Origin of the sequence: Haemophilus sp. HMSC61B11, from assembly GCF_001838615.1 — a bacterium.
Lineage (GTDB): Bacteria > Pseudomonadota > Gammaproteobacteria > Enterobacterales > Pasteurellaceae > Haemophilus_D > Haemophilus_D parainfluenzae_AD.
Window position 1 is genome coordinate 40,343 of sequence record NZ_KV837982.1, and the last position, 15,584, is coordinate 55,926.

At 39.9% G+C, this 15,584-nt stretch carries 14 protein-coding genes; 11 read left to right on the plus strand and 3 right to left on the minus strand.

Annotated elements, in window-relative coordinates:
• Positions 1 to 229 precede the first annotated feature (229 nt).
• The 6 genes from HMPREF3263_RS06490 (at position 230) to murQ (ending at position 6,905) form a co-directional block, all read left to right on the plus strand.
• The gene (locus HMPREF3263_RS06490) at positions 230 to 1,831 is read left to right on the plus strand and encodes a lactate permease LctP family transporter (protein ID WP_005696934.1); all 1,602 of its coding nucleotides are present in this window, start codon (positions 230 to 232) and stop codon (positions 1,829 to 1,831) included.
• A 96-nt stretch (positions 1,832 to 1,927) separates the two neighbouring features.
• Positions 1,928 to 2,659 (plus strand): (Fe-S)-binding protein, encoded by a 732-nt coding sequence (locus HMPREF3263_RS06495; RefSeq protein ID WP_005698316.1) that lies wholly within the window; start codon positions 1,928 to 1,930, stop codon positions 2,657 to 2,659.
• Position 2,660: 1 nt separating this feature from the next.
• On the plus strand, positions 2,661 to 4,073 hold the full coding sequence (locus HMPREF3263_RS06500) for a LutB/LldF family L-lactate oxidation iron-sulfur protein (RefSeq protein WP_070853106.1): 1,413 nt from the start codon (positions 2,661 to 2,663) through the stop codon (positions 4,071 to 4,073).
• A 5-nt stretch (positions 4,074 to 4,078) separates the two neighbouring features.
• Positions 4,079 to 4,777 carry a LutC/YkgG family protein gene (locus HMPREF3263_RS06505; RefSeq protein WP_005698323.1) on the plus strand — a complete coding sequence of 233 codons (699 nt, stop codon included), beginning with the start codon at positions 4,079 to 4,081 and terminating at the stop codon, positions 4,775 to 4,777.
• Positions 4,778 to 4,874: 97 nt separating this feature from the next.
• On the plus strand, positions 4,875 to 5,993 hold the full coding sequence (locus tag HMPREF3263_RS06510; protein WP_005696929.1) for an anhydro-N-acetylmuramic acid kinase: 1,119 nt from the start codon (positions 4,875 to 4,877) through the stop codon (positions 5,991 to 5,993).
• A 3-nt stretch (positions 5,994 to 5,996) separates the two neighbouring features.
• A complete protein-coding gene (gene murQ / locus HMPREF3263_RS06515; RefSeq protein WP_070853107.1) occupies positions 5,997 to 6,905 on the plus strand; it encodes an N-acetylmuramic acid 6-phosphate etherase in 909 nt (302 codons plus the stop codon).
• 61 nt (positions 6,906 to 6,966) lie between these two features.
• Here the strand turns inward: murQ and HMPREF3263_RS06520 are convergent, their stop codons facing one another.
• The 3 genes from HMPREF3263_RS06520 to HMPREF3263_RS06530 all read right to left on the minus strand — a co-directional run bounded on the left by HMPREF3263_RS06520 (position 6,967) and on the right by HMPREF3263_RS06530 (position 10,681).
• Positions 6,967 to 8,625, minus strand: a complete 1,659-nt coding sequence (locus HMPREF3263_RS06520; protein ID WP_070853108.1) for a phospho-sugar mutase — start codon at positions 8,623 to 8,625, stop codon at positions 6,967 to 6,969.
• A 184-nt stretch (positions 8,626 to 8,809) separates the two neighbouring features.
• Complete coding sequence (gene lldD, locus HMPREF3263_RS06525; RefSeq protein WP_005698312.1) at positions 8,810 to 9,952, minus strand: FMN-dependent L-lactate dehydrogenase LldD; 1,143 nt, start codon at positions 9,950 to 9,952, stop codon at positions 8,810 to 8,812.
• A gap of 159 nt (positions 9,953 to 10,111) precedes the next feature.
• On the minus strand, positions 10,112 to 10,681 hold the full coding sequence (locus tag HMPREF3263_RS06530; protein WP_005696924.1) for a DUF5358 domain-containing protein: 570 nt from the start codon (positions 10,679 to 10,681) through the stop codon (positions 10,112 to 10,114).
• A gap of 144 nt (positions 10,682 to 10,825) precedes the next feature.
• On the opposite strand from HMPREF3263_RS06530, the gene menB reads away from it, so the two are divergent.
• From menB to accC, 5 genes are all read left to right on the plus strand, one after another.
• Entirely contained in the window at positions 10,826 to 11,683 is an 858-nt protein-coding gene (gene menB, locus HMPREF3263_RS06535; RefSeq protein WP_005698319.1) for a 1,4-dihydroxy-2-naphthoyl-CoA synthase, read from the plus strand.
• Positions 11,684 to 11,752: 69 nt separating this feature from the next.
• Positions 11,753 to 12,742, plus strand: coding sequence for an o-succinylbenzoate synthase (gene menC, locus HMPREF3263_RS06540; RefSeq protein WP_049375662.1), 990 nt, complete (start codon positions 11,753 to 11,755; stop codon positions 12,740 to 12,742).
• A 60-nt stretch (positions 12,743 to 12,802) separates the two neighbouring features.
• Positions 12,803 to 13,255 carry a type II 3-dehydroquinate dehydratase gene (gene aroQ, locus HMPREF3263_RS06545; protein ID WP_005698327.1) on the plus strand — a complete coding sequence of 151 codons (453 nt, stop codon included), beginning with the start codon at positions 12,803 to 12,805 and terminating at the stop codon, positions 13,253 to 13,255.
• A gap of 160 nt (positions 13,256 to 13,415) precedes the next feature.
• The gene (gene accB, locus HMPREF3263_RS06550; protein ID WP_005698314.1) at positions 13,416 to 13,880 is read left to right on the plus strand and encodes an acetyl-CoA carboxylase biotin carboxyl carrier protein; all 465 of its coding nucleotides are present in this window, start codon (positions 13,416 to 13,418) and stop codon (positions 13,878 to 13,880) included.
• Positions 13,881 to 13,939: 59 nt separating this feature from the next.
• Positions 13,940 to 15,286 carry an acetyl-CoA carboxylase biotin carboxylase subunit gene (accC, locus tag HMPREF3263_RS06555; protein ID WP_005698310.1) on the plus strand — a complete coding sequence of 449 codons (1,347 nt, stop codon included), beginning with the start codon at positions 13,940 to 13,942 and terminating at the stop codon, positions 15,284 to 15,286.
• Positions 15,287 to 15,584: the final 298 nt, after the last annotated feature.

Sequence of the window (15,584 nt, forward strand, 5' to 3'; positions counted from 1 at the left end):
GATTTTTTTATTATGCCTTTTGTAATGAAAATTTATTTTCTAGCACAATTTCTGTATTTTTGTCAGATTTTTTGAATAGTTAAAAAAATGTTACAAGGATAAAAGGGAAATGTTAAAAAATTATGAGATCTTTGTCACATTTTCAATAAATTTCACTTAATAGGGTATAGGTTTTTTCTTTAAAACCCATAGAATACGCGCAATTTTTAGTTATGTAAGAGGAGTAAGTATGACCCTATCTTTTATTCTTAGTGTTTTTCCGATCATCCTGTTGATCTATTTAATGGTAAAGCGTAATGCATTACCTTCTTATGTTGCATTACCTTGGATTGCAACTCTAGTAATGGGGGTTCATCTTCTTCATTTTAATACCGATATAGTGACAATTAGTGCGAATGTGACTGCAGCAATCGTGGCTGTTCAAACACCAATTACTGTTATTTTTGGTGCAATTCTCTTTAACAAATTTTCAGAAGTATCTGGCGCAACTGATACGATGCGTAAATGGTTAGGCAATATTAATCCAAACCCAGTTGCACAATTAATGATTATCGGTTGGGCATTTGCTTTTATGATTGAGGGGGCAAGCGGCTTTGGTACACCAGCAGCGATTGCAGCTCCAATTTTAATGGGGTTAGGTTTTAATCCATTAAAAGTCGCCATGTTAGCTTTAGTGATGAATTCGGTTCCGGTTTCTTTTGGAGCTGTAGGTACACCAACTTGGTTCGGTTTTGGTCCGTTAAAATTAGATTCAAAATCGATTCTTGAAATTGGTTCGATGACAGCGTTTATCCACTCCATTGCGGCATTAGTGATTCCATTGATGGCATTACGCATCATGGTGACCTGGAAAGAAATCCGTCAAAATATTGTTTTCATTTATATCAGCGTATTCTCTTGCGTGATTCCTTACTTCTTAATTGCACAATTTAACTATGAGTTCCCATCATTAGTTGGTGGCGCAATTGGTCTCTTTATTTCTGTATTTGTAGCGAATAAAGGTATTGGTTTAGCGAAAGTTGAAAACAAGTTAGATAATAATGCTGTTAGCGCAGGCCAAGTTGCTAAAGCATTACTACCAACCGGTTTATTAATTTTATTCTTAATCGTTACACGTATTCCAGAATTAGGCTTAAAAGGCTTAATGAATAACAAAGATGTGTGGTTCTCCACAGCGTTAGGTTCATTAGGCACATTTGAAGTCAGCAAAGGTTTAATTTTTAGTTTGAAAAATATCTTCGGTTCAGAAGTGAGTGAAAGCTATAAACTTCTTTATGTACCTGCGTTAATTCCATTTGTAATTACCGTATTAATTTCATTACCACTTTTCGGAGTGAACTTCAGCAGAACAAAAGGCATTTTTAGTACAAGCTTAAGCCAAGTAAAAAATCCATTTATTGCCTTAATGGGAGCCTTAGTGATGGTAAACTTGATGTTAGTGGGTGGCGAGCATTCTATGGTAAAAATCATAGGTCGTACCTTTGCAGAAGTTACCGGTAGTGACTGGACAATCTTCTCATCCTTCTTAGGTGCTGTAGGCGCATTTTTCTCAGGTTCAAATACCGTATCTAACTTAACATTCGGTAGCGTACAATTATCGACAGCAGAAACTACAGGTTTATCTGTGACTTTAATTCTGGCGTTACAATCAGTCGGTGGTGCGATGGGTAATATGGTATGTATTAATAATATCGTAGCAGTTTCTTCCGTGTTGAATATTCAAAACAAAGAAGGAACAATCATTAAGACTACGATTGTACCAATGGTCGTTTACGGTATCATTGCAGCCCTTTGCGCAAGTTTCTTAATTCCGCTATTCTATGCGCTCTAAAATAGAGGCAAAAAGCAACCGCACTTTGTGGGCGGTTGCTTAACTTTTATCGAATATTTTACTTTTTATTTTCTATTATTGTTGGAGTAATTATTTATGAACGTAAATTTCTACGTTACTTGTATTGCCGACGTAGTAAAGAGCGGTGTGGCAAAAAACACTGTATTACTACTGGAAAAACTCGGTTGTAATGTTATCTTCCTTGAAAAACAAGGCTGTTGTGGGCAACCAGCATTAAACAGCGGTTACACCAAACAAGCCATCCCTGGCATGAAAAACTTAGTCGAAACCTTTGAAGTGAACGATTATCCCATTGTTGCCCCTGCAGGTTCCTGTGTTTATGCTATCAAAAACTATCCTGACTATTTCACTAAAGCTGGTGAGTTAGGTTGGGCTGAGCGAGCGAAAAAGGTCGTCGCACGTTTCTGTGATTTAACGGATTTTATCGTCAATAAATTAGGTGTAACAGATGTTGGCGCCTATTTGCCTGGTAAAGCGGTTTATCATCCTTCTTGTAGTCTTACTCGTAAATTAGGCATTGTTGATGAACCAATCGCTCTCTTGAAAGGCGTAAAAGGGTTAGATCTTCTTTCTATTCATAATCAACAAACTTGCTGTGGCTTCGGTGGAACTTTCTCTGTGAAAATGGCAGAGATTTCTGGCGAAATGGTGAAAGAAAAAGTTGAGCATATTGAAGAGGTTGAACCGCAATATTTAATCGGTGCAGATGTAAGTTGTTTATTAAATATTGATGGTCGTTTACAACGCGAAGGTAGCAAGATCAAAGTGATGCACATTGCGGAAGTATTAATGCGAGGGGAGAAATAAGATGTCATTGAAAACCAGTAATCTTCCTTTTAAAGCGCGTGTCGATCATGAAGTGCATAACACAATCATGCGTAAAGCGGTAGTAAAAGCTCAAGAAACTATTGGGGCTAATCGTCAAAAAATGGTGGACGAATTAGGTCATTGGGAAGAATGGCGTGATTTATCCAAACAGATTCGTAACCATGTTTTAGCTAATTTAGACGCCTATTTGTATCAATTGAGCGAAAAAGTGATAGAAAATGGCGGTAAAGTGTATTTTGCTGAAACTGCCGAAGAAGCGAGTGCTTATATTCGCAAAGTAGCATTAGAGAAAAATGCGAAGAACATAGTAAAATCCAAATCCATGGTGACAGAAGAAATCGGTTTAAACGAAGTGCTTGAAAAAGAGGGCATGCAAGTGATCGAAACCGATTTGGGTGAATATCTATTACAAATTTCAGGTGATAAACCATCCCATATCGTTGTGCCTGCAATTCACAAAGATCGTCACCAAATCCGCAAAGATTTATCTGAAAAACTCGGCTATGAAGGTGAGGAAACGCCTGAAGATATGACGCGTTTCGTACGTGAAAAAATTCGTCAAGATTTTTTAGAGGCTGATATCGGTATCAGTGGTTGTAACTTTGCTGTAGCGGAAACCGGCTCAGTTTGTTTAGTGACAAACGAAGGTAACTTACGTTTAGCGACGACCTTACCAAAAACACATATTGCCGTGATGGGAATGGAGCGTTTAGCGCCAACTTTCCAAGAGGTGGATGTGTTAATTACGATGCTTGCTCGTAGTGCGGTAGGGGCGAAATTAACTGGTTATAACACTTGGTTAACCGGTCCTCGTCTTGCTGGTGAAACCGACGGTCCTGAAGAATTCCATTTGGTTATTGTGGATAATGGCCGTTCAGATATTTTAGCGTCTGAATTCCAAGAAGTTTTACGTTGTATCCGTTGCGGTGCTTGTTTGAATACTTGTCCCGCATATCGTCAAATCGGTGGTCATGGATATGGTTCTATTTACCCGGGGCCAATTGGTGTAGTGATTTCTCCGTTACTAGGTGGCTATGATGAATTCAAAGAATTGCCGTATGCTTGTTCTTTATGTAATGCGTGTAATTCGGTCTGCCCGGTGCGTATTCCATTAGCGCAGTTAATCTTAAAACACCGCGAGAAAATGGTAGAGTTAGGTAAAACTCCCGCGATGGAACGTTTATCTATTTTTGGTTTCACTACAGCCAATGCCAACCCAATACTATGGAAAACTGGTGTGAATATCGGTGCAAAATTAGCGGGTAAGCTGATCAAAAATGGGAAAGCACCAATTACATTTGGTGCATTGGGTGAATGGACAAAAGCACGAGATTTACCACAAGCAGATGGTGAAAGTTTCCGTCAATGGTTTAATAATAGAGAGAGAGGGTAATAAGCATGGATTTACAAAATCGCGAAAATTTTCTTAATAAATTAGCGGCGAAAATGGGTAAAGCCCGTGCTATCATACCTGAACCGATGGATGCCCCTGTCAATACATACCCAACTGAGCGTTTAACCCATTTAAGTGCGGTTGATTTAGCGAATGAATTTATCAATTCTGCGAAAACCATGATGGTGGATGTAAATGTGTGTAGAGAGTCTGATGCAGTACAAACCTTACTTGCTCTCTGTGAAAAATATGGCGGCGGTGATGTTGTGCTTAATTCCGATGAAAGATTGACCGCACTTGGTATTCCAGCGGCGCTTGAAGCGAAATATACTTGCCATACATGGTCACCAGAAACGGCACAAGATAATATTAGTTTTTCTGAAAAAGCTAATCTTGGTGTGGTTTATGCAGAATATGGTTTGGCGGAAACTGGCGGAATCGTCTTATTCTCTAGTGCAGATCGTGGACGTTCAGTGAGTTTATTACCTGAAAAATCGATTGTTGTTGTACGTAAAAGCCAAGTACTTCCACGTGTTGCACAAGTAGCGAAAGTATTACACGATAAAGCACAACAAGGCGAGCGTATGCCATCTTGTATCAATATTATCTCAGGTCCAAGTTCAACGGCAGATATTGAATTGATTAAAGTGATTGGCGTACATGGCCCAGTAGCAAAAATCTATTTAGTCATTGACGACTTATAAGAATCATCCATGATGAAAAGAGAGAACTACAATGTTCTCTCTTTTTTTATTTTTTTAAAATCCGCTATAATTCTGAAAAACTCACGAATTGAATATTATGACTTATTATCTTGGCATTATGTCGGGCACCAGTCTTGATGGTGTCGATATTGCTCTTACTGACATCCATTCGAATCAAACCAAATTAATTGCGGCCGATTTCACGCCGATGCCAGCAAATTTACGTGAAAAAGTGACCGCACTTATTCAATCTGGCGAAACCACTTTACAGGCTCTAGGGGAGCTTGATCATCAATTTGGTTTTCTTTATGCCGATTGCGTAAATGCCTTTTTACGTAAACATGAGTTAAAACCTGAGCAGGTCGAAGCCATTGGCTGCCATGGTCAAACAGTGTGGCATTCCCCAAAAAGTCAATTCCCGTTTACCATGCAAATCGGTGATATGAATTTATTAGCCGCTAAAACAGGTATTACGGTTGTTGGTGATTTGCGCCGTAAAGATATGGCGTTTGGTGGACAAGGGGCGCCTTTAGTACCCGCTTTTCATCAAGCGGTATTTTTTGACCCTAACTGGGCAACGGTGGTGCTTAATATTGGCGGTATTAGCAATATATCGTTATTGATACCCGAACAGCCTGTCATTGGCTTTGATACGGGAACCGGTAATGCCTTGCTCGACCAATGGATCGAAAAACATCAAGGCAAAGCTTACGACAAAAATGGTGAATGGGCGGCTTCAGGTCAAGTGAATCCAGATTTGTTAGCGGTATTATTAGATGAAGATTTCTTTCAGCTTCCACCACCGAAAAGCACGGGGCGTGAATTATTTAATTTGGCTTGGCTAGAGAATAAAATTCAAAAAATAACAGGCAAAACGACCGCACTTTTACCACAAGATGTGCAAGCCACCTTGGCTGAATTTACCGTGCAAAGTATTGTATTAGCCCTTAATAATATTCAGACGACATTACCATGCAGATTACTTGTTTGTGGCGGAGGTGCTAAAAATCAGGTGATCATGAATGGTTTAAAACAGGCATTACTAAATTGGCGTATTCAACTGACGACGGAATTAGAACTTGATATCGATTATGTGGAAGCGGCAGCTTTTGCTTGGTTGGCCTATCGTCGTATGCATAATTTGCCCGCTAATTTACCGAGTGTGACGGGTGCCACAAGTGCGGTCAGTTTAGGGGCGATTTTTCCAAAGGAATAAACCATGGCAGAAAATTTATTACAAACCCTTTCAACTTTAATTACTGAACAACGGAATCCCAATTCCATGCATGTGGATAGCTTGTCTGCATTGGAAATTGTGCAGTTAATGAATAAGGAAGATAAACAAGTGCCTTTGGCAATTGAAAAATGCTTACCTCAAATTGCCCAAGCGGTCGAATGTATTGTTGCTGCATTTCAACAAGGTGGTCGATTAGTCTATATTGGCGCGGGAACCAGTGGTCGATTAGGCGTACTCGATGCTTCTGAATGCCCGCCAACATTTGGTGTGTCACCTGAAATGGTGAAAGGTATTATTGCAGGCGGAGAGCGCGCATTACGTCATCCAATTGAAGGCGCAGAAGACAGTAAAGCACAAGCTGTATTTGACTTACAAACCATTCATTTTTCCTCAAAAGATGTATTGGTTGGCATTGCCGCCAGCGGCAGAACGCCTTATGTGATCGGTGCATTGGAATATGCGAAAAGTTTAGGTTCAGTGACCGTTTCGATTGCAAGTAATCCGAATTCAGCGATGGCGAATATTGTGGATATTGCTATTGATACGGTAGTGGGGCCAGAAGTGCTGACTGGTTCGAGTCGCTTAAAATCAGGCACCGCCCAAAAATTAGTACTGAATATGCTTACTACGGCTTCCATGATTTTAATGGGCAAATGCTATCAAAACTTAATGGTGGATGTGCAGGCAAGTAATGAGAAGCTGAAAGCTCGTGCCATTCGTATCGTCATGCAAGCCACGGATTGCGATAAGACACTCGCAGAAGAGACATTAAAGCTTGCCGATCAAAATGCGAAATTAGCAATTATGATGATTTTGAGTGGACTAGATCGTGCTCAAGCGGAAGCTTTATTAGAAAAACATCACGGCAAGTTACAACTTGCGTTGAAATAAGCAAAAAATAAAACGCTAGGCATCAAACCTAGCGTTTTTTATCATTTAATAGTTTGCTTAATTAGCAATCTTGTTTACCGTAAGCATCTTGACGTAGAATTTGACGAACGCCTTCCTCAAATTGTGCTAAAACTTGATCTGCGTCTTTTGGATCTTTACCGCGAGCATCAAGGTAGAACTTGATTTTCGGCTCAGTACCAGATGGACGAGCGATTAAGCGGCTACCGTTTTCTAATACGAATACAAGGATGTCGCTTTGGCGATCAGTTTTAGTGTGGTCGATGAATTGTGCCACTTTAACATCACCTACTTCTTCTGGAGGCGTGTTGCGAAGTGCGGCCATTAATTTACCAATTTCAGATAAATCGCTTACACGAATAGAAATTTGACCACTTACATAAGCACCGAATTCTTGCGTGAAGTCATTGGCGTAATCCGCTAAGGTTTTGCCTTGAGCTTTCAAGTGACGCACTAAATCTAAGAATACGATAGCTGCAGAAATACCGTCTTTATCACGTACTTTATCAGGATCAACTAAGTAACCAAGTGCTTCTTCGAAACCGAATAATAAGCCTTGAACTTTACCGATGTATTTGAAACCGGTTAAGGTTTCTTCTGATTGGAAGCCGTATTTTTTCGCAATTTCAGCAAGTGCCGGGGAAGACACTAGGGAGCAAGCTAATGTGCCTTTTTCACCTTTTGCGTGATATTGTTTTGCCAAATACCAGCCTAAGAAACAACCGACTACGTTGCCGTGTAAAGATTTCCAGTTACCTTGTGCATCTGGAACAGCAACCGCTAAGCGGTCTGCATCTGGGTCATTGGCAATAATGAATTCTGCATTGTGTTCTTTTGCCACTTTAATGGCTAAATCTAATGCACCTTTTTCTTCCGGGTTAGGGAAGTTTACTGTTGGGAATGTGCCATCTGGCCATACTTGTTCAGCCACAATGTGAGGTTGTGGAAGACCCGCTTTGGTTAAGGTTTTGCTTAACACTTCATAGCCTACACCGTGCATTGCGGTATAAACGTAGTTAATGTCTGCTTGAGGTTCTTTAGCAAGAGATGCGGTTTTTTCGATATAAGCGTTAACCACTTCATCATCTAACACCACATAATCTTGGCTACGTGGTAAATCTTTTACGTTGCCCGCTGCCACTTTATCGATTAATGCGGCGATATCTTTGTCAGCAGGAGAAACGATTTGACCACCGCCGTTCGCTTTACCTAAGTAAACTTTATAGCCGTTATCTTCTGGTGGGTTGTGACTTGCAGTCACCATGACACCTGCGGTGGTATCAAAATATTGGATTGCGTAAGCTAATACTGGCGTTGGTAATTTACGTGGAAGTAAATAAGCTTTCACGCCTGCACCCGCCATGATTTCAGCGGTATCACGTGCGAAAACATCAGAGTTTTTACGACCATCGTAACCAATCACGATGGAAGGTTGTTTGTCGTAATCTTTTAAATAATCTGCTAAACCGCCCGCAGCTTGTGCCACTAAAACACGGTTCATACCCATAGGGCCTGCTTGTAATGGTCCACGAAGCCCCGCAGTACCAAATTGTAAACGGCCACTAAAGCGAGCTTGTAATTCAGATTGTGCTTTTTCATCACCATTTTTCGCCGCCGTTAAAAGTGCGGTTAATTCTGCGTGAGTTTCTGCATCAGGATCTTGATTTAACCAGTTTTGTGCAATATCAAAAAGCGTTGTCATGATGTTTTCTCCTTGTAAAAAGTAATTCTGGATAGACTAACGGAAAATGGATCGGATTAAAACGACTATTTTTCTTTTTTCCTGAAAAGATAAGCTTTTTTTGATCGCAATCGTTTTCTAATAAAATAAAAACAGCGTAAAATATTCACGCTGTTAAATGATTTTAGATTATGAAATTTAAAATTTATTTGCTGAAGTCCACTAAAGCATCACGAGTAATATCTGTGATATTCTTATTGCTTGTTAGTGTCATTGCTACACGCATTTCTTTATAAAATATATCGAGCATATTCTCTACGCCACGTTGACCATCTGCTCCAAGAGCATAGACAAAAGAACGACCAATCATAGTAGCATCAGCACCTAATGCAATCATACGTACTACATCTAATCCATTACGAATACCACTATCTGCAAGAATTTTTATATTACCTTTGACGGCATCGGCGACATAAGGTAAAGCTTGAGCTGTTGATGGTGTACCGTCTAGTTGTCTACCTCCGTGGTTGGATACCACGATCCCATCAGCACCAAAGCGAACAGCATCTTTAGCATCTTCAGCATCTAAAATACCTTTGATAACCATCGAGCCATCCCAAAAATCACGTATCCATTCTAAATCTTTCCACGAAATAGAAGGGTCGAAGTTGTCAGTTAACCAACCAATGTAATCATCTAACCCTACCGGTTTACCCATATATTGAGAAACATTACCTAATGTAAATGGACGCCCCTTCATGAGCATATCGTAAGACCATAATGGATGAGTGAAACCTTGTAATGTTCGACGAAGCCATTTATATTCGCCACTCATGCCTGAATGCATATCACGATAACGTGCACCAGGGGTTGGCATATCTACAGTAAAGACTAATGTCTTGCAACCTGCTGCTTTTGCTCGTTCGAGAGCATTTTTCATAAAGCCTCGATCTTTTAGAACATAAAGTTGGAACCACATGGAACGTTTGAGTGTTGGAGCTACTTCTTCAATTGGACAAATTGATACAGTTGAAAGCGTAAATGGAATACCTTTGTTATCAGCAGCTTTTGCGGCTTGAACTTCACCACGACTTGCGTACATTCCACATGCACCTACAGGAGCCAATACTAACGGCATAGAAAGCTTTTCACCGAATAATTCAATTTCAGTATTTAATTGAGACATATCATTGAGCACACGTTGCCGTAATGCTATGTTAGATAGATCGCTTACATTACGTGTAAGTGTATGTTCAGAATAAGAGCCACCATCAGCATAATGAAACATAAATGGGGGAACCTTACGTTTAGCAACTTGACGATAGTCGTTTGCGGATGAAATAATCATATTTACCTCGTTATTAATGATAATCATTATCTTCTATTGTAGGTTAAATTCATTAATAAAGGTATTAGTTTTTGAAGATTTGTAATTAGGAAATAAAAATGCACGATTTTCCATCTGAATCGTGCATTTAACTGATTTTGCTCGTGAAGAGTAAAATTACTAAAGAAGGAGAGCTGAGCCCCATTTAATAATATCAAAGAAGAATTTGTTTTGATTGGTGGCAATGCCATCACCACTTTTCTTCAGTGTGCCATCGTCATTTTTCGTTTCATCTACCATGCCATTTACATACTGGCCTTTCACCACATTTAAGTCTTCTTTTGCCTGAGTACGTAAGATTTGGCAAGCTTTGGGTTCTAATGCATCGACATCACCAATTTCTGCGCGGAATTTTTTAAATTGGTAGGTCGCATAATTCATCGATTTTTCATCTTTTTGAATCATTTTTACATAGTCTTCACCGATGATTTTTTCTAACGGATAGAAAAAGACATATTGGGAATGAATATAGCTATCTTCTTTGGCAAAATGTTGTTGCTGAATGCGAGTTAAATTTGGATAGATACATTGTTCAGCTTGTTTACTTGCTACAGCCCATGTTTTCGCATTGGCATCAGACAGGAGATAGTCTGCTTGTGCGAATTCAGCAGGAATAGTTGATTGTGATGAACCAAATAAACTACAAGCATTTAATAACATGATGCTACTTAAAAAAATAATTTTTTTCACTTAAATTTCCTTACTAAAGTTGGAATGGCGGAATTTTAACAATAACGACATAATTGTAAAGTCTTCAATAATTGATTTTCTTTCCCGAACTAAAAAACTTCCGCTATAATGACCGCACTTTTTACACTTATAAAGGAAAGAACAATGCAAAATCCAAAAGATGATGTTTTATATGCACCAGTTGAGTGGGTTGATCATAGCGAAGGCTATACCGATATTCGTTTCCACAAATCGACTGATGGTATTGCAAAAATCACCATTAATCGTCCAGAAGTGCGCAATGCATTTCGTCCGCAAACAGTCAAAGAAATGATCCATGCATTTTCTAACGCGCGTTTCGATGAAAAAATTGGCGTGATTGTGTTAACCGGTGAAGGCGAAAAAGCATTCTGTTCTGGTGGCGACCAAAAAATTCGTGGTGACTACGGCGGTTACAAAGATGAAAGCGGTGTACATCACTTAAATGTATTGGATTTCCAACGTGATATTCGTACTTGTCCAAAACCAGTGGTGGCAATGGTCGCAGGTTATGCGATCGGTGGTGGTCACGTACTTCATATGTTATGTGATTTAACCATTGCGGCAGACAATGCGATTTTCGGTCAAACTGGCCCTAAAGTAGGTTCATTTGATGGTGGTTGGGGCGCAAGCTATATGGCCCGTTTAGTCGGTCAGAAAAAAGCCCGAGAAATTTGGTTCTTATGCCGCCAATATAATGCGCAAGAAGCATTAGATATGGGCTTAGTGAATACTGTCGTGCCTTATGCAGATTTAGAAAAAGAAACTGTGCGTTGGTGCCGTGAAATGTTACGTAATAGCCCAATTGCATTGCGTTGCTTAAAAGCTGCATTGAATGCAGACTGCGATGGTCAATCAGGTTTACAAGAGCTTGCGGGTAACGCAACCATGTTGTTCTATATGACTGAAGAAGGTCAAGAAGGCCGTAACGCGTTTAACGAAAAACGCGCACCAGACTTCAGTAAATTCAGACGTAATCCTTAATTTGAACATAAAAGTGCGGTTAAAAATCTGTGTGTTTTTAACCGCACTTTTACCATCAAGGAGAATAAGATGGAAACCAAATCATTTAATCTTTATCGTTATTCTATTCCCGTCGATAGTCAGTTAATTTTACGTGGACGTTTTTTAAAACGCCGTGAGGGCTTGATTGTGCGTGTTGCCTGTAGCCGTGATGGATGGGGAGAAATCGCCCCTTTACCTGGCTTTAGTGAAGAAACCCTTGAACAAGCGCAAGGGCAAGCACTTGAATGGCTAACGAATTGGTGTCATGCAAGCTGCGAAGCGCCAAGAGTGCCCCTTGACGGTTGCTATCCTTCCGTTGCTTTTGGTATTAGCACGGCGATGGATGAGATGAAACGTTATTTAAATGAGGAAGGTAACTATCATACTGCACCGTTGTGCTATGGCGATCCTGATGAATTATATGCAGAACTGAATCAAATGCCAGGTGACAAAGTGGCTAAAATTAAGGTCGGTATGTATGAAGCGAATCGTGATGGTTTGATTACGGATATGTTTCTTGAAGCTATTCCTGATTTGCAATTACGTCTAGATGCGAATCGTCAATGGACCTTGGAAAAGGCATTAAAATTTGCGGAGAAAGTAAAACTACAACATCGTTCTCGAATTCAATTTTTAGAAGAACCTTGTAAAACTCGTGAGGAGAGTCGCCAATTTGCTGCTCAAACAGGTATTAATATTGCTTGGGATGAAAGTGTGCGTGAGCCAGATTTTCTTGTAGAAAAAGAACCGCACTTAAGCGCCATTGTGATTAAACCAACATTGATTGGCTCGTTGCAAGATTGTCAAAAGCTGATTGCTCAAGCGCATAGTTTAGGCATAAAAGCAGTGATCAGCTCGAGCCTTGAAAGTAGTCTTGGATTGACGCAACTCGCTCGTATTGCGGCACAGTATACGCCTAATGTAACTCCAGGATTGGATACCCTGAATTTAATGCAACATCAGGTATTACGTGCATGGCCAGGCTCAGATTTACCGTTAATTGATTTGAATTCAGAATTTATTACCAAAATTGCATAGAGATACGACCACCATTACATAAAAAATCGCTATAATTCGCACAAGTTAAAGGATGTGAAAATGTCAAAAAAATTCAATATTTTGCTGTTAAATGGCCCGAACTTGAATATGTTGGGCGCAAGGGAACCAAAACATTATGGTTCACTTTCATTATCTGCCATTGAAGAAAATGTGGGTAAACTTGCTGCGCAGCATGATGTGAATTTGGAGTGTTTCCAAGCAAATAGCGAAGAAAAGTTAATTGATAAGATTCATCAAAGTTTTCAGAAAGTGGATTTTATTTTAATTAACCCTGCAGCTTATACGCATACCAGTGTTGCATTGCGCGATGCGTTGCTTGCGGTGTCAATTCCTTTTGTTGAAATTCATTTGTCTAATGTACATAAACGCGAGCCATTCCGTCATCATTCTTACTTTAGTGATGTAGCTGAAGGTCTGGTTTGTGGCTTAGGTGCAAAAGGCTATGAGTTCGCTCTCCAATTTGCGTTAGATTTTTTAAATAAAAAAGCATAAAATTTCACAAAATTTACAGATTTTCGCAGAAATTTATCGCAAAGTTCATGATTTTGCGGTAATCTTGCCGACACAAAAAATAGGTTTCAAAATGATCGCACTTTGGGAATCAATTCTGAAAGTGCGGTTAATAATTCATTATTATTTTTAGGAAGAACGTATGGACATTCGTAAAATCAAAAAACTGATTGAATTAGTAGAAGAATCGGGCATCACTGAATTAGAAGTGCAAGAAGAAGAAGGTACAGTACGTATTAGTCGTGCGGCACCAGCTGTTGCACCTGCTGCAATTCAATATGCAGCAGCCCCTGTCGCACCGGTTGCGGCTCCTGCTGCTGCACCAGCACCAGCAGCGGCTGCACCTGCGGAAGCTCCAGCAGCTGAAGTGTCAGGACACCAAGTGCGTTCACCAATGGTAGGTACATTCTATCGTAGCCCAAGCCCAGAAGCGAAAGCTTTTGTGGAAGTGGGACAAACAGTCAAAGTAGGCGATGCGCTTTGTATCGTTGAAGCAATGAAAATGATGAACCGTATCGAAGCTGATAAAGCTGGTGTGGTTAAAGCAATCTTAGTAAATGATGGCGAAGCGGTTGAATTTGATCAACCATTGATCGTTATCGAATAATCCCTATCAATCTGAAATGGCGAGCTTTCTCGCCATTTTTCACCCAAGTGGAAATTGTTATGTTAGAAAAAGTTGTGATTGCTAACCGTGGTGAAATTGCACTGCGTATTTTGCGTGCCTGTAAAGAATTAGGCATTAAAACCGTGGCGGTTCACTCTACCGCTGACCGTGATTTAAAACACGTATTACTTGCAGATGAAACAGTTTGTATCGGACCAGCGCCATCTGTAAAAAGTTATTTAAATATTCCTGCGATTATTGCTGCAGCAGAAGTAACCGGTGCGGATGCGATTCACCCTGGTTATGGTTTCCTTTCTGAAAACGCGGATTTTGCAGAGCAAGTTGAGCGTTCTGGTTTTATCTTTATTGGTCCAACTGCAGACGTTATTCGTTTGATGGGGGATAAAGTTTCTGCGATTAAAGCAATGAAAAAAGCAGGCGTGCCTTGCGTACCTGGTTCAGATGGCCCAGTAGGTAGCGATATCGCGAAAAATAAAGAAATTGCAAAACGTATTGGCTATCCAATTATTATCAAGGCATCTGGCGGCGGCGGTGGTCGTGGTATGCGCGTGGTACGTAGTGAAGATGCACTTGAAGAATCTATTGCGATGACTAAAGCAGAGGCAAAAGCAGCGTTTAACAATGATATGGTTTATATGGAAAAATATTTAGAAAATCCACGCCATATTGAAATCCAAGTTTTAGCGGATACACACGGTAACGCAATCTATCTTGCAGAGCGTGATTGCTCTATGCAACGTCGTCACCAAAAAGTCGTAGAAGAAGCACCCGCACCAGGTATTACCGAAGAAGTTCGTCGTGATATTGGCTCTCGCTGTGCGAAGGCTTGCGTTGAAATTGGCTATCGCGGTGCAGGTACGTTTGAATTCTTATATGAAAATGGTGAGTTCTATTTCATCGAAATGAATACCCGTATTCAAGTAGAACATCCAGTAACAGAAATGATTACCGGCGTGGATTTGGTTAAAGAACAATTGCGTATTGCGGCTGGTTTACCACTTTCTTACAAACAAGAAGATATTAAAGTGAAAGGTCATGCAATTGAATGTCGTATCAATGCAGAAGATCCAAAAACATTCTTACCATCTCCAGGTAAAGTGGCACACTTGCACTCACCGGGTGGCTTAGGTGTTCGCTGGGATTCTCATGTGTATGGTGGCTATACCGTTCCTCCACATTATGATTCTATGATCGCAAAATTAATCACATACGGTGATACTCGTGATGTAGCAATCCGTCGTATGCAAAATGCATTATCAGAGACGATCATTGATGGTATCAAAACAAATATCCCACTTCATGAACTTATTCTTGAAGATGAAAATTTCCAAAAAGGTGGTGCGAATATCCACTATTTAGAGAAGAAATTAGGAATGTATGATTAAAATGAAACGGCTAATTCAAGATGGATTAGCCGTTTTTTATTAAGTTTAGTTAATTTTATCCCAATGATTTATAAAATGTATTTGAAATGATATAAAATCCCTATATAATTTTTGGCTATTTTTTACTTAAGGAAAAACAATGAAATTTAATCTTTCGAAATTCAGCTTAACTATTCTTACAACGGTAATGCTAGCTTCCTGTGGAAGTGGTGGCGGTGGTAATAATCAATTAGTGAGTCAACCCAAACCCACTGAGCAGTCCAAACCCACTGAGCAGTCCAAACCAACTGAGCAGTCC

Excerpts from the sequence above, each read along its gene's own strand:
- menC (WP_049375662.1), top strand. The coding sequence starts at position 11,753 with ATGGAAACCAAATCATTTAATCTTTATCGTTATTCTATTCCCGTCGAT.
- HMPREF3263_RS06505 (WP_005698323.1), top strand. The coding sequence starts at position 4,079 with ATGGATTTACAAAATCGCGAAAATTTTCTTAATAAATTAGCGGCGAAA.
- murQ (WP_070853107.1), top strand. The coding sequence starts at position 5,997 with ATGGCAGAAAATTTATTACAAACCCTTTCAACTTTAATTACTGAACAA.
- aroQ (WP_005698327.1), top strand. The coding sequence starts at position 12,803 with ATGTCAAAAAAATTCAATATTTTGCTGTTAAATGGCCCGAACTTGAAT.
- HMPREF3263_RS06495 (WP_005698316.1), top strand. The coding sequence starts at position 1,928 with ATGAACGTAAATTTCTACGTTACTTGTATTGCCGACGTAGTAAAGAGC.
- menB (WP_005698319.1), top strand. The coding sequence starts at position 10,826 with ATGCAAAATCCAAAAGATGATGTTTTATATGCACCAGTTGAGTGGGTT.
- lldD (WP_005698312.1), bottom strand. The coding sequence starts at position 9,952 with ATGATTATTTCATCCGCAAACGACTATCGTCAAGTTGCTAAACGTAAG.
- HMPREF3263_RS06490 (WP_005696934.1), top strand. The coding sequence starts at position 230 with ATGACCCTATCTTTTATTCTTAGTGTTTTTCCGATCATCCTGTTGATC.
- HMPREF3263_RS06520 (WP_070853108.1), bottom strand. The coding sequence starts at position 8,625 with ATGACAACGCTTTTTGATATTGCACAAAACTGGTTAAATCAAGATCCT.
- HMPREF3263_RS06510 (WP_005696929.1), top strand. The coding sequence starts at position 4,875 with ATGACTTATTATCTTGGCATTATGTCGGGCACCAGTCTTGATGGTGTC.
- HMPREF3263_RS06500 (WP_070853106.1), top strand. The coding sequence starts at position 2,661 with ATGTCATTGAAAACCAGTAATCTTCCTTTTAAAGCGCGTGTCGATCAT.
- accB (WP_005698314.1), top strand. The coding sequence starts at position 13,416 with ATGGACATTCGTAAAATCAAAAAACTGATTGAATTAGTAGAAGAATCG.
- accC (WP_005698310.1), top strand. The coding sequence starts at position 13,940 with ATGTTAGAAAAAGTTGTGATTGCTAACCGTGGTGAAATTGCACTGCGT.